Origin of the sequence: Paracoccus sp. PAR01 (genome assembly GCF_014851995.1) — a bacterium.
Lineage (GTDB): Bacteria > Pseudomonadota > Alphaproteobacteria > Rhodobacterales > Rhodobacteraceae > Paracoccus > Paracoccus litorisediminis.
The window spans coordinates 58,318-72,482 of the sequence record NZ_JACVAW010000009.1 but is presented as its reverse complement, the minus strand read 5'-3'; the positions used below and the strand labels follow the sequence as shown (position 1 = coordinate 72,482).

General features: G+C 58.2%; 11 protein-coding genes. 6 read left to right on the top strand and 5 right to left on the bottom strand.

The window, feature by feature from the left end; genetic code table 11:
- Positions 1–28: 28 nt before the first annotated feature.
- The 5 genes from IB235_RS14715 to IB235_RS14695 form a co-directional block, all read right to left on the bottom strand.
- Positions 29–718 carry a formate dehydrogenase subunit gamma gene (locus IB235_RS14715; RefSeq protein WP_192337344.1) on the bottom strand — a complete coding sequence of 230 codons (690 nt, stop codon included), beginning with the start codon at positions 716–718 and terminating at the stop codon, positions 29–31.
- Complete coding sequence (gene fdxH / locus IB235_RS14710; protein WP_225612335.1) at positions 715–1,704, bottom strand: formate dehydrogenase subunit beta; 990 nt, start codon at positions 1,702–1,704, stop codon at positions 715–717. Before fdxH ends, IB235_RS14715 begins: the two co-directional genes overlap by 4 nt.
- Positions 1,701–4,784, bottom strand: a complete 3,084-nt coding sequence (gene fdnG / locus IB235_RS14705; protein WP_192337343.1) for a formate dehydrogenase-N subunit alpha — start codon at positions 4,782–4,784, stop codon at positions 1,701–1,703. Before fdnG ends, fdxH begins: the two co-directional genes overlap by 4 nt.
- 142 nt (positions 4,785–4,926) lie before the next feature.
- Positions 4,927–6,003 (bottom strand): hybrid-cluster NAD(P)-dependent oxidoreductase, encoded by a 1,077-nt coding sequence (locus IB235_RS14700; protein ID WP_192337342.1) that lies wholly within the window; start codon positions 6,001–6,003, stop codon positions 4,927–4,929.
- Entirely contained in the window at positions 6,003–7,244 is a 1,242-nt protein-coding gene (locus IB235_RS14695; RefSeq protein WP_192337341.1) for an aromatic ring-hydroxylating dioxygenase subunit alpha, read from the bottom strand. Before IB235_RS14695 ends, IB235_RS14700 begins: the two co-directional genes overlap by 1 nt.
- 577 nt (positions 7,245–7,821) lie before the next feature.
- On the opposite strand from IB235_RS14695, the gene IB235_RS14690 reads away from it, so the two are divergent.
- From IB235_RS14690 to IB235_RS14665, 6 genes are all read left to right on the top strand, one after another.
- On the top strand, positions 7,822–8,277 hold the full coding sequence (locus IB235_RS14690) for a CopD family protein (RefSeq protein ID WP_370576899.1): 456 nt from the start codon (positions 7,822–7,824) through the stop codon (positions 8,275–8,277).
- 116 nt (positions 8,278–8,393) lie between these two features.
- Entirely contained in the window at positions 8,394–9,665 is a 1,272-nt protein-coding gene (rho, locus tag IB235_RS14685; RefSeq protein ID WP_155039140.1) for a transcription termination factor Rho, read from the top strand.
- A 16-nt stretch (positions 9,666–9,681) separates the two neighbouring features.
- A complete protein-coding gene (gene mnmE, locus IB235_RS14680; RefSeq protein WP_192337339.1) occupies positions 9,682–10,941 on the top strand; it encodes a tRNA uridine-5-carboxymethylaminomethyl(34) synthesis GTPase MnmE in 1,260 nt (419 codons plus the stop codon).
- 10 nt (positions 10,942–10,951) lie between these two features.
- On the top strand, positions 10,952–12,811 hold the full coding sequence (gene mnmG, locus IB235_RS14675; protein ID WP_192337338.1) for a tRNA uridine-5-carboxymethylaminomethyl(34) synthesis enzyme MnmG: 1,860 nt from the start codon (positions 10,952–10,954) through the stop codon (positions 12,809–12,811).
- Complete coding sequence (gene rsmG / locus IB235_RS14670) at positions 12,808–13,389, top strand: 16S rRNA (guanine(527)-N(7))-methyltransferase RsmG (protein ID WP_192337337.1); 582 nt, start codon at positions 12,808–12,810, stop codon at positions 13,387–13,389. Before mnmG ends, rsmG begins: the two co-directional genes overlap by 4 nt.
- Complete coding sequence (locus tag IB235_RS14665; protein WP_192337336.1) at positions 13,382–14,158, top strand: ParA family protein; 777 nt, start codon at positions 13,382–13,384, stop codon at positions 14,156–14,158. Before rsmG ends, IB235_RS14665 begins: the two co-directional genes overlap by 8 nt.
- Positions 14,159–14,165: the final 7 nt, after the last annotated feature.

The window sequence follows — 14,165 nt, the reverse complement described above, 5'->3', positions numbered from 1 at the left end:
CCTTTGGGGGCAGACGCGCCTTTGTGGCTTACTCTGCCGGGCCGCGCCCTTCTCGTCCAGCCAGTTCACGCAGCCATTTGCGGTGATGCCGCCATGCCCAGCCGCCGGTCACCGTGCCCCGCGTCATTGCGCGCAGCGTCCCCCGCGTCCAGATCGCCGCATAGACATGCATGATGAACACAAGGATGATCGCCACCGCTGCCAGCGAATGAATCAGCATCGCCCAACGACGCACGGGAATGGTCACGAGATCGGGGAAGAACTGTTCCCAGATCATCACGCCCGAGCCGATCAGCACCACGATCAGCACCGACATCGCCCAGAACACGCCCTTCTGCCCGGCATTGTATTTGCCAAGCTCGGGCAGGCGTTCCTCGTGACCCTTCACCACATCGCCGATATGGCTGACCCAGGTCCGGTCCTCGGGACGGGGCAGGTTCAGCCGCCACAGCTGCAGGAACAGCACAAGGAAGCTGAAGAACAGCAGGATGCCGACGAACGGATGCAGCCAACGTGTGGTCTGCCCGCCGCCAAAGAGCCCGGTCAGGAAGTAGAGCGAGGGGTGAAACAGCGCCAGCCCCGACAACAGCAGCACGATCAGGCTAAGCGCGGTCACCCAGTGATTGGCCCGGGTAAAACCGCGATACCGGCTGACGGTGACGGGAGCGGTCGATTCGATATGGTCGCCGCTTTGAGAATATTGACGCTTTTCCATCATACCCTCTCGTCCCTGGGGGGAAGGCTGCGGTCGACCAGATGTTCGGCCTCACGCTCTTCCTCGGCGCTGACGCGGTTGGCGCGGGCGAAGAGCCCATGCAGGATCGAGCCCACCGCCGCCGCCCCGATGACCGCCAGACCGATGGTCTTGGTCACGCCCTTCCAGCCGCGCACCACCGGAGAGATTTGCGGATTGGCAGGCAGACCCGAATAAAGCTCGGGCTGGTCGGCATGGTGCAGCACATAGAAGACATGCGTGCCGCCCACGCCCTCGGGGTCATAGATGCCGGCGTTTTCGTAGCCGCGCGATTTCAGGTCGGCCACGCGCATATTGGCGTGTTCGATCATGTCCTCCTTGGCGCCAAAGACGATGGCTTGCGTGGGGCAGGCCTTGGCGCAGGCCGGTCCCTGACCCACGGCAACGCGATCCGAGCACAGGGTGCATTTATAGCTTTTATGATCGGTCTTGCTGACGCGGGGAATGTTGAACGGGCAGCCGGTGATGCAATAGCCGCAACCGATGCAGTTCTCGTGGATGAAATCCACGATACCATTCGAATATTGCACGATCGCGCCGGGGGCCGGGCAGGCTTTCAGGCAGCCCGGATCCTCGCAATGCATGCAACCGTCCTTGCGGATCAGCCATTCGAAATTGCCGGTTTCCGGGTTTTCGAATTCGCTGAAGCGCATCAGCGTGAACATGTCCGGGGTCAGGTCATGCGGGTTCTCGAACATGCCGACATTGTGCTCGATCTCGGGCACGGTGTCGTTCCACTCGGCGCAGGCCGACTGGCAGGCCTTGCAGCCGATGCATTTGGACACATCGATCAGCTTGGCCACCGGGGTCAGCTGACGTTCAGGCTTGGGCAGATCGGGCATGGCCGAGGCGCGGACAACATCGCCAGCACCAAGGTTGGCCTTCATCGGCTGGATCGGCGGGTTCGACACCGCCGTCCTTGGGCTGTCGAGGTTCGGATCCATGGTCATGACACGACCTCCCCCGTCGCCGGTTCGATATTGACGAGGAACGCCTTGAATTCAGGCGTCTCGACGTTTGCGTCACCCACAAATGGCGTCAGGCTGTTCGGCCCGAAGCCCTTGCGCGCCGCTCCCATGAAGCCCCAATGCAGCGGGATGCCGATGACATGCACCAGCTTGTCGCCGCATTGCAGCGGGCGCAGGCGCTTGGACACCAGCGCCTTGGCCGTGATCGAGCCACGTTTGGACCAGACCCGCACCGTGCCGCCCTTGGTGATGCCCTTTTCGGCGGCGAGTTCTTCGCTGATCTCGACGAAGAATTCGGGCTGAAGGGCCGCGTTGATGCGGTTGTGCTTGGTCCAGTAGTGGAAATGCTCGGTCAGGCGATAGGACGTCGCCACGAACGGGAACTCGTCGCTGGTCGCGAACTGGTCCGCATCCTTGGCAAAGACCCGTGCCACCGGGTTGCCGCGCATTTCCGGGTTGAAGACGTTGGCCAGCGGCGACTCGAACGGCTCCATATGCGTCGGGAAGGGCCCGTCGCGCATCATGCCCCGGCTGAACAGGCGCGACGAGCCTTCCGGGTTCATGATGAAGGGGCCGACCTCGTCGGGCTTCGCGGTGGGGGCGATATCGGGCACGTCGTAACCTGCCCATTTCTCGCCATTCCACTCGATCAGCTTGCGCGAGGGGTCCCAGGCCTTGCCCTGCATGTCCGCCGAGGCCCGGTTGTACAGGATCCGGCGGTTCAGCGGCCAGGCAAAGCTCCAGTTCAGGAAGGCGCCGGTGTCGTCGGGATCGGAATTGTCCCGCCGCGCCATGTTGTTGCCTTCCTCGTTCCAGCTACCGCTATAGATCCAGCAGGCCGACATGGTCGAACCGTCGTCGCGCAACTGGCTGAAGTTCAGCAATTGCTTGCCCTGCGCGGTCAGCAGCTTGGTCGTGTCCTTGAGGTCAAAGACATCGGCCAGCGCGCGGCCGTTCAGTTCTTTCGCCAGTTCCTCGGCCGAGGGTTCGTTCTCGTCCTTGTAGTTCCAAGTCAGGTTCAGGATCGGATCGGGGAAGGGCCCGCCCTCGTCCTGATACATCTTCTTCATGCGCAGGAAGATCTGCGACATGATCCACGTATCACGCTTGGCCTGACCCGGAGGCGTCGCCGCCGCCCAGTGCCACTGCATCCAGCGCCCCGAATTGACCAGCGAGCCGTCGTCTTCGGCAAAGCTGGTGGTGGGCAACTCGATCACCTCGGTCTGGATCGAGGCCGTGTCCACGTCGTTATATTCGCCGTGGTTTTCCCAGAAATGGGCGGTCTCGGTTTCCAGCGGGTCCATGACCACCAGAAGCTTCAGCTTGGACAGCGCCGACGTGACCTTGCCCCGGTTGGGGAAGGACAGCAGCGGGTTGAAGCCCTGGCAGAAGTAGTTGGTGATCTTGCCTTCGTTCATCAGGTCGAACATGCGCAGGATATCATAGGTCGGCACATCCAGCTTGGGCAGGTAGTGGAATGCCCAGTCATTGTCGGCCCGCGCGGCATCGCCCCACATGGCCTTCATGAAGCTGACCATGAACTTGGGATAGTTCTGCCAATAGCTGGTCTGGCCCGGCCTGAGCGGCTTGAAGGACCGGCTGGACATATAGGTCGTCCAGTCCTTTTCCTTCTCGGTCGGGATGTTCATGTAGCCCGGCAGCAGGTTCGACATCAGCCCGACATCGGTCAGGCCCTGAATGTTCGAATGCCCGCGCAAGGCGTTCATCCCGCCGCCCCGGACGCCGATATTGCCCAGGACCAGCTGCAGCATCGCCATGCCGCGGATGTTCTGTGCGCCCTTGGAATGCTGGGTCCAGCCAAGCGCGTACATTGAGGTCATGGTCTTATCGACGGCCGAACATTCGCCGATCATCTCGGCCACCTTCAGGAACTTATCCTTGGGCGTGCCACAGACCTGCTCGACCAGTTCGGGCGTGTAGCGCGAGACATGTTCCTTGAGCAGGTTCCAGACGCAGCGCGGGTGTTCCAGCGTCATGTCGATCTGCGCAAAGCCGTCTTCGCCGATGACGTAATCCCAGCTGGATTTGTCGTAGTCGCGCTTCTCGGGATCGTAGCCGGAGAACAGACCGTCGCTCCAGCCGAACTCGTCCTTCACGATGAAGGCGGCGTTGGTGAAGTTCTTGACGTATTCCCACTGGACCTTGTCGTTCAGGATCATCCAGTTGATCAGGCCCATCAGGAAGGCGATGTCCGAGCCCGGCCGGATCGGCGCGTAGTAATCGGACACGGATGCGGTGCGCGTGAAGCGCGGGTCGACCACGATCAGCTTGGCGCCGCGATGCGCCTTGGCCTCGGTCACCCATTTGAAGCCGCAGGGATGGGCTTCAGCGGCGTTGCCGCCCATGACGACCACGAGGTCGGTATTCTTGATGTCGGTCCAGGAGTTGGTCATCGCTCCACGGCCAAATGTCGGGCCCAAACTGGACACCGTGGGGCCGTGTCAGACGCGCGCCTGGTTATCGAATCCGACGATCCCCATGGACCGGACCACTTTATAGGTCAGCCATGCGGTTTCATTGGTGGTGGCCGAAGCGGCCAGAAACCCGGTCGAGGTCCAGCGGTTGACCGGAACTCCGGCGTCGTTGGTTTCGATCAGGTTGGCGTCGCGGTCGTCCTTGAGCGCGCGGGCGATCTTGTCGAGCGCCTCTTCCCAGCTGATGTCTTCCAGCGTGTCGGAACCGGGACGGCGGATGCGCGGCTGGGTCAGGCGGGTAGCGGACAGGACGGTGTCCTTGAGCGCTGCACCCTTGGGGCAAAGCGTGCCGCGGTTCGTCGGGTGGTCGGCATCGCCCTCGATATGGACGACATGGGCTTCTTCGCCCGCCGCGACATCACCCTTGGAATAGATCAGGATCCCGCAGGCAACCGAGCAATAGGTACAAGTGTTTCGCGTTTCCGTGGTCGAGGCCAGCTTGAAGGCACGCACATGCGCCTGTTCCGCCGCCTCGGCCGCGCCAAAACCCATGGCCCCGAGCGAAGTTGCCGCGACACCCGCACCCGCCAGCTTCAGAAAGCCGCGACGTGAGAGGTCGATGTTCATCGTGCCTCCTTTTTGCCTGTCAATTGGATAGGTAAGGTCCAGCATGACTCCGCAGGTAAAGGCATGTCAAGCGACGCAAGGTCGCAGGCATTCCGCGTTTTCCCCAGAAAAACCCTAGGTTTATGCTGCAAAGCAGCATGGATCAGACCTCGACGGCAACGGCCCCGATCGGATGCGAGCAGCAGGCCAGGATATAACCCGCCTCGATATCCTCGTCGCTGATCCCGCCATTATGGACCATATGCACCTCGCCCGAGGTCTTGCGGATCTTGCAGGTCCCACACAACCCAAAGGTGCAACCAGAAGGGATGTTCAACCCGTTCGCCTTGGCCACGCCCAACACCGTATCGGTCTGGGTGCAGGTCGCCGTAACCCCCGAAAGCGCAAAGCTGATCCGCGATTCGCTGGCCTCATCGGGGACCAGATCATCCAGCACCGGGGCTTCGGATTCGTTGCGCACCGGCGCGCCGAAGCTTTCCTGATGGTAGCGGTCCATGTCGTAGCCAAGCGCCACCAGCATGTCGCGCACCGCCTGCATGAAGGGCTCGGGGCCGCAGCAGAAGACCTCACGCTCCAGATAGTCGGGGGCCATCAGGCCCAGCATGATCTGGTTCAGCCGGCCACGATAGCCGTGCCAGCTGCGGAAGGGATCGCCCTCCTCAACCGTGAAGCGCAATTGCAGCCCCGGCACGCGGTCGGCCATCTGTTCAAGCCGCTGGCGAAAGATGATGTCGCTGGGCGTGCGCGCGGCATGGACAAAGACGATGTCGGGCATTTCCCCGGAATCCCACGCCCATGTCGTCATCGACATCAAGGGCGTGACCCCGGACCCGGCCGAGATGAACAGATATTTCGGTGCCTCATGCCGGATGAAGCTGAAGATCCCCGCCGGGCCATACGCCTTAAGCCGCATCCCCGGACGCAGATGGTCGATCATCCAGCGCCCGCCCTGACTGCCGGGCTGCGCCTTGACCGTGATCGAGATCGACAGCGGCCGCGACGGGCTGGAGCTGATCGTGTAGGTCCGCTGCACATTGCCGCCGGGCACCGGCAGGTCCAGCGTGACGAACTGGCCCGGCTGGTAGTCGAAAAAGGCCCCGGATGGCGCGCGAAAGGTGAAGGTCGCGGTGTCCGTGGTCTCGGGCACGATCATCGCGCATTCCAGAGGCTCATCGTCGCGCCACGGCCTGTCACCAAAGGCCTTGACCAGAACCGCCATCACTCGGTCGCCATGGCGGGGACGGGTGACAGACGGCCCTTCATCACGCCGGCATACCAATCCACGAAATGGATCACGCCCTCTTCCTGCGTGCGGGAATAGGGACCGGGCTCATAGGCGGGCGAGCGGATGCCGTTCTGATTTTCCTCGACCACGCGGCGGTCCTCATCGTTGGTGGCCATCCAGACTTCGGTCAGCTTCTCAATGTCGTAGTCCTTGCCCTCGACCGCATCCTTGTGGACCAGCCATTTGGTCGTGACCTCGGTCTCGGTCGGGCTGATCGGCAGCAGGCGGAAGACGATGGCATGATCGGCCAGGTAGTGGTTCCAGCTGGACGGGAAGTGATAGAACATCAGGCTGCCCGCATCGGCCCAGGGCATGTTGCCCATCAACCGCGACACCGCCGATTTCGTCGACATGGTGAAGCTTTCAGCATGATCCAGCAGCGGCACCCGCGCCATGCGCCATTGCATGTCCGCCTGATTGACGAAGCGCGCCGGAATCCCGGCCTTGTCGCAGCGATCCCAATGCTCAAGGATTTCCGGCGAAGCGGCATTCGGCCCCTCCATCACCGTCATCAGCGGATTGTCGGAATAGCTCCGGCACAGCGAGGGATGCGAGCCGCTGCAGTGATAGCACTCGCGGTTGTTCTCGATCACCAGCTTCCAATTGCCCTTTTCGACGATGGTCGAGGAATGGGCGACCTTGGCATCGGCCAGCAGCCCCGAAGGCGCAAGATAGGGGATCAGGTTCTTGGCCAGATCGGCGATCGCCGGAGGAATGGCGGCAAGGCAGACAAAGACCATCCCACCCAGATCGACGCAATGAACCGGCTTCAACCCGAACTTCGAGGCGTCGAAGTCATCGCCCATGTCGCGGGCGTAAAGCAACTTGCCGTCCAGCTCGTAAGTCCATTGGTGATACGGGCAGACGAGTTTCGTGGTCGAGCCGCTTGCCTTGGAGCACAGCCGCTGCCCGCGATGACGACAGACGTTGTGGAAGGCCCGGATCTTACCGTCCCCGCCCCGCAAAATGATCACCGGATAGGCGCCGACCTGAAGCGTCGCGTAATTCCCAGTCTTGGGGATTTCGCAGGACGGGATGGCAAACAGCCATTCCCGATACCAGACGTGGTCCAGATCCGCCTGAAATACGCCGGGATCACAATAAAGATCCCGCGTCAGGGCGTAATTTTTCTGCCTGCTGACAAGCTGCGACAGGATTTCCGAAGAGTTGAGCATGACCAGTTACCGGTGGCTTTGAGTGGCGTGGCGTCCTGTGTCGAATTTGGCAGGGCCGTGACTGCGACAGCCGATCAAATGCGACATCCCGATGGCGAAAACGGATAGCTCGCGATCCTGCCATTTTCGCTCTTGCGGCGCTTTCAGGCCCATGCAGAGGGCCAGTTTTCAAGGCGAAAATCGATTCTCTGCATAAGGCTGTGGAGGAATCGGGTGCGACTCACGAGGGCGAATCTGTGGGAATCAGACTCGATCTTTCGAGGGTGTGGGCGACTCATCGGAACGACCCGGGAACGGAGGACTCTTCTCCACATGTAGACAGAACATCGCCACTTACTCACATGCTGGGGAAAACTAAACTTTTCACAAAGTTATCCACAATGTGGTTTTAGGTAAGTATCTGTATTTATTTATTTAATAATTGATGATCCGTAGATGGTTAATCTTTTCCACATTGGCGTCTTGTGGGGATTTCTTCCGTGAAACACTCTTTTCCGGTTATCCACAGGGCCTACTTCATCATCATCTTTCCTTTATCTTTCTTTTCATTTGAAGAAAGGAGAGACCGAATCCGGAGATGCTCATGCTCGATCTGTTCGCCTCGTCTTACCCATTGGTAAAGGCGCTTCATGTCATGGCCGTCCTGTCATGGATGGCAGGCCTGTTCTATCTTCCGCGGCTGTTTGTCTATCACGCTGAACGGGGACAGCAGACAGATGCCGAGCCAGCACGCTCTTTGATCATCATGGAGGAGAAGCTGCTGCGCTTGATCATGAACCCCGCCATGATCGTCACCTGGATCGCAGGTCTGATCCTGGTAATGACGCCGGGAATCGTTGACTGGACAATGCTTTGGCCCTGGACCAAGGCAGGTGCGGTGATCGCGATGACCTGGTTTCACATGTGGCTGGCCGGGCAGCGCCGCGCGCTGCTGGCGGGCAGGGGGCTGACAGGACGTCGCTATCGGATGATGAACGAATTGCCGACGCTTCTGATGGTCGTGATCGTGCTGTCGGTGATCCTGAAGTTCTGAGAATTGACTCGCGGTGGGATTCTTCCTATCTGAGACAGGACTGCCGTCCGGTAGATTCTTTCCATCACATGATTCCATTGCGGCGCGCTCAATTTCGGCGTGTCTATAGGCCCGAAATGAGCGAAGAACGTCTTAACCTGTCCGATCTCAAGGCGAAGAGCCCGGCAGACCTGCTGGCCATGGCCGAAGAGTGGGAAATCGAGAACGCGTCGACCATGCGCAAGGGCGAGATGATGTTCTCGATCCTGAAGGAGCATGCTGAAGAAGGTTTCGAAATCGGGGGCGATGGCGTCCTTGAGGTCGTCCAGGACGGCTTCGGCTTCCTGCGCTCGACCGGGGCGAACTATCTGCCCGGTCCCGATGATATTTACGTCAGCCCGGATATGATCCGTCAGCACTCGCTGCGCACCGGAGATACGCTGGAAGGCGTAATTCGCGCGCCGGGCGAGAATGAACGCTATTTCGCGCTGACGAAAGTTGAGAAGATCAACTTCGAAGATCCCGAAAAGGCACGCCACAAGGTCGCCTTCGACAACCTGACGCCGCTTTATCCGAATGAACGGCTGAAGATGGAGATCGAGGACCCGACGATCAAGGATCGTTCGGCGCGTATCATTGATCTGGTTGCGCCGATCGGAAAAGGGCAGCGATCACTGATTGTCGCACCGCCGCGCACGGGTAAGACTGTTCTGCTGCAAAATATTGCGCACTCGATCGAAAAGAATCACCCCGAGTGCTACTTGATCGTGCTGCTGATTGACGAACGTCCCGAAGAGGTGACGGACATGCAGCGCTCGGTCAAGGGTGAGGTGATCTCCTCGACCTTTGACGAACCGGCGAGCCGTCACGTGGCCGTGTCCGAGATGGTGATTGAAAAGGCGAAGCGTCTGGTCGAGCATAAACGAGATGTTGTGATTCTTCTCGATTCGATCACCAGACTTGGTAGGGCGTTCAACACTGTTGTGCCGAGCTCGGGTAAAGTTCTGACCGGTGGTGTCGATGCGAACGCATTGCAGCGGCCGAAGCGCTTCTTCGGCGCGGCGCGGAACATCGAAGAGGGCGGATCGCTGACCATCATCGCGACCGCGCTGATCGATACCGGCTCGCGTATGGACGAGGTGATCTTCGAAGAGTTCAAAGGCACGGGCAACAGCGAGATCGTGCTGGATCGCAAGGTTGCGGACAAGCGTGTCTTCCCGGCGATGGATATTCTGAAATCCGGTACCCGGAAAGAGGAACTCCTGGTCGATTCGAAGGATCTGCAGAAGACCTATCTTCTGCGCCGTATCCTCAACCCGATGGGAACGACCGATGCGATCGAGTTCCTGATTTCGAAGCTGAAACAGACGAAAACCAACGGCGAGTTCTTCGAATCGATGAACGCCTGATGGTCCGGAGGACGGATTGGACACAATCTTTGCCGAGGCAACCCCGCCCGGTCGCGGAGGTGTTTCTGTCATCCGCCTGAGCGGGCCTGATTCGCATGCGGTCATTGAGACATTGGCAGGCTTCCTGCCTGAAGCGCGCAGATCTTATCTGCGCGCTTTACGTGATGGCGACGATCTGATCGACCGAGCGTTGGTTATTCGATTCGATGAGGGTGAGAGCTTTACCGGGGAGCAAGTGGCGGAAATCCATGTTCACGGCGCCCCAGTAATCGTGAATCGACTTAACGTCGCGCTGATTGCGCGAGGGGTTCGCCGTGCAGAAGCTGGTGAATTCACGCGCCGTGCGTTTCTTAACGGGATGATGGATCTGGCCGAGGCTGAGGGCTTGGCCGATCTGTTGTCCGCCGAAACGGAAGCGCAGCGCAAATTGGCGATGCGGGCAACTGAAGGTGAGTTGGGCAAGCAGACTGATGTCCTACGGACAAAATTGATCCGTGCCGGCGCGCTGATTGAAGCGAGTATCGACTTTGCGGATGAGGAAGTCCCTGAGGAAGTCCCATCGGAGGTATTCGACTTAGTGCGAGACGTGCGGATTGAAATCGAGAAGATGCTCTTCAGCTATCCGGCGACCGAACGTCTCCGGCAGGGTTATGAAGTGGCGATCATCGGACCGCCAAATGCAGGAAAGTCGACACTTATCAACAGGATTGCTCGCCGAGAACTCGCGCTAGTATCTGATACTGCGGGGACGACACGAGACATTATCGAGTTGCACACGGATCTGCGCGGCCTTCCCGTGACTTTCTTGGACACAGCGGGACTGCGTGACAGTCTAGATCCAGTGGAAGCAATGGGCATCTCTCGGGCAACTGAGCGCGCAAAAGAGGCAGATCTTAGGATACACCTGTCCGCCGACGGATGGGATGGGGTAAACTGGAACGAAGACGATATTCGTGTTCGATCGAAAGCGGATCTTGTAAACGGTGAAGGACTAGCCATATCCGCGGAAACTGGAGCAGGGGTCGCCGATCTTCTCGATTTGATCTATGATCGACTGAAAGCGAAAGCCTCACGTTCCGGCTTGGTGGGACACAAAAGGCAAGCAGAATCGCTTTCAAGGGCATACACGTGTTTGGACATTGATCCAGACATGGCCCCGGAATTGATGGCTGAGAGTATTCGCCAGGCTGCACATGCGCTTGCGGAGATGGTGGGCCGGGTAGGTGCCGAGGATTTTCTGGACGAGATCTTTTCCTCGTTCTGTATCGGGAAGTAGGGTGTTTCACGTGAAACAATTCGATGTGATTGTCGTTGGTGCAGGACATGCGGGTGTTGAAGCCGCTATGGCCGCGGCACGAATGGGTGCAAATACCGCATTGGTGACAATGCGCATGGATGACATCGGTACGATGTCCTGCAATCCGGCCATTGGCGGCTTGGGTAAGGGCCACCTGGTACGTGAAGTCGATGCTCTTGACGGTGTTATGGGACGGATTGCGGATGCAGCCGGCATTCAGTTCCGTCTGCTTAATCGTCGTAAAGGTCCGGCGGTGCAAGGGCCTCGTGCGCAGGCGGATAGAGCGCTATATCGCGCTGCAGCGAGGAAAATGGTAGAGGGGCAGGCGAACCTCAGCATTGTTCTGGGTGAAGTGAGCGAGCTGGTAGCGAGCTCGGATGGCGTCGAGGGAGTTAGGCTGGCTGATTCGACTGAACTGCTCGGACGTCAGGTAGTTCTGACAACTGGGACCTTTCTGAATGGCTTGATTCACATTGGTGAGGAAACCAAGCGTGCGGGGCGATGGGGCGATGAAGCATCCATTGGATTGGCGAACTCTATCAGGGAGCTGGAGCTTCCCTTTGGGCGTTTGAAAACGGGAACCCCGCCGCGTATCGCTCGCGATAGCATCAACTGGGATATTCTGGAGTTCCAGCCGGGTGACGATGAACCGGTACTTTTCTCATATTTGAACTCCCACCCGGTAGCTGATCAGATAAGTTGCGGGGTTACCCACACCAACGACCGCACACATGAAATAATTCGAAGCAACCTGTCACGATCGGCTATGTATGGCGGCCGAATTGATGGGGTAGGCCCTCGTTACTGTCCATCGATCGAAGATAAGGTTGTGCGCTTCGCAGAGAAATCCTCACATCAGATTTTCCTCGAACCCGAAGGACTAGAATCCGATCTCGTCTATCCGAACGGAATATCCACATCGCTTCCTGTCGATGTTCAGGTAGATTATGTTCGCTCAATCAGGGGTTTGGAGAATGCAGAAATAGTTCAGCCGGGCTACGCCGTAGAGTATGATTACGTAGATCCCCGCGCGCTTACGCCTACGCTCCAGGTGAAGACCATGCCAGGGCTGCATTTGGCCGGGCAGATCAACGGCACGACTGGCTACGAAGAGGCGGCTGCGCAAGGACTTGTCGCGGGGTTGAATGCTGCTTTGCGTGCGCAGCAGCGTCCTGCCGTCGAGTTCAGTCGATCTGAAAGCTATATCGGTGTGATGATCGACGACCTTGTAACGCGTGGTGTAAGTGAACCATATCGTATGTTTACGTCTCGCGCAGAATTCAGACTATCACTTCGTGCCGATAATGCCGATCAGCGGCTTACACCGGTGGGGCTTGATATTGGTTGTATCGGCGAGGCCCGAAAACTCAGCTTCAATGACAAGCTGCGACAGTACACCGCTCTTCGTGACCACGCGTCATCGGTTTGGTTTACCCCGTCCAAACTCAAAGAAGTCGGAATAGACGTTCGGCAAGACGGGCATCGCCGTAGCCTATTTTCGCTTTTAGGTCAGCAGGAGATTGGCCGAGATTCGATCATCTCTCTGGATGAAACGCTCCAAGCCGCTCCGGAGCCGATTTTGACGCAGGTTGCGATTGATGCCCTGTATCACCAGTATACTGATCGACAAAGCAAAGACGCAGAAATGCTTCGTAAAGAGGAAGCCGTTAAAATACCTCCACTTTTCGACTACGATACCATTTCAGGTCTTTCAAACGAGTTGAAATCCAAGCTTAACGCTCACCTGCCCGACAGTTTGGCTGCTGCGAGCCGCATTGAGGGTATGACGCCTGCAGCTCTGACACTTATTCTCTCGCTCCTGAAATCAGGAATGCGGAAATCAGCATGAATGTTTCACGTGAAACAGAAGTTCTTGAACAATACGCAGCCCTGATACGCAAATGGAATCCGGCAATAAATCTTGTAGCTCCGTCTACTCTGGAACAGGTGAAAAGCCGGCATATCGATGACTGCCTGCAGCTAGTTGATGTTTCGCGTTCCTCGTTGGGTGACTGGGTGGATATAGGTAGCGGAGGTGGTCTTCCCGGCATTGTTGTTGCCATCTGCCGTCCCGATATGCGGGTGCATCTCGTTGAAAGTGACCGGAGAAAATGCAGCTTCTTGCGGAATGCAGGTCGCGAACTCAAGTTGACTAATTTGAGCGTTTCAACTGAACGTATTGAGAGCGTCAATCCGCTGAAAGCCGACCATATTAGCGCTCGCGCTCTTGCGCCGCTTCCATTGCTGTTGTCTTATGTCGACAGGCATTTGGTGTCTGGTGGAAGGGCTTGGCTGATGAAGGGACGAAATTGGCGGACCGAAGTCGAAGCAGCGCGTGAGACGTGGAAGTTTGACGTGACTTCACATCCAAGCGTCACGGATTCAGAGGCAGCCATCTTGGAAATTTCGGAGCTTCGTCATGCCTGAGGGTCGGATTATTGCCGTTGCAAACCAAAAGGGTGGAGTCGGAAAGACTACGACGGCAATCAATCTCGCTGCGGCACTCAGTGAAACGGGTCAACGCGTCGCAATCATCGATCTAGATCCGCAAGGCAATGCTTCGACAGGGCTTGGTGTCGCACCTGAAACACGATCCATCACTTCCTATGACTTGCTTACTGGCGATGCCAGCTTTCGGGAATCCTTGATTCCGACCCAAGTGGACAATCTAAGCCTTATTCCGTCAGATCGAGATCTCGCATCAGTCGATTTTGAGGTCGCGACCCGACCAGGACGCATGCAACTGTTGCGACGGAAGTTGCAGGAGGTGGGCGAGTATGACTTCGTGCTCATCGACTGCCCACCCGCACTTGGACTTCTGACCCTGAACGCCATGGTTGCCGCCGGTAGCGTTCTCGTTCCGTTGCAGGCCGAATTCTATGCGCTGGAAGGATTGTCCCAGTTGCTTATGACGGTGCGCGAAATCAGGCAGGCTGCAAACCCGGATCTGCGGATCGAGGGCGTCTTGCTGACTATGTCCGATAATCGGAACAATCTATCCCAGCAGGTGGAGGCCGACGCGAGGAATACGTTGTCAGGTCTCGTCTACAACACGGTTATTCCTCGCAACGTGCGTCTGTCCGAAGCGCCGTCGTATGCCATGCCTGTGTTGCAATACGATTCGAACTCAAAAGGCAGCGCCGCATATCGCGAGCTGGCCAAGGAATTTCTCTCCAGACAATTCGTAGCCGCCTAGGAGTATT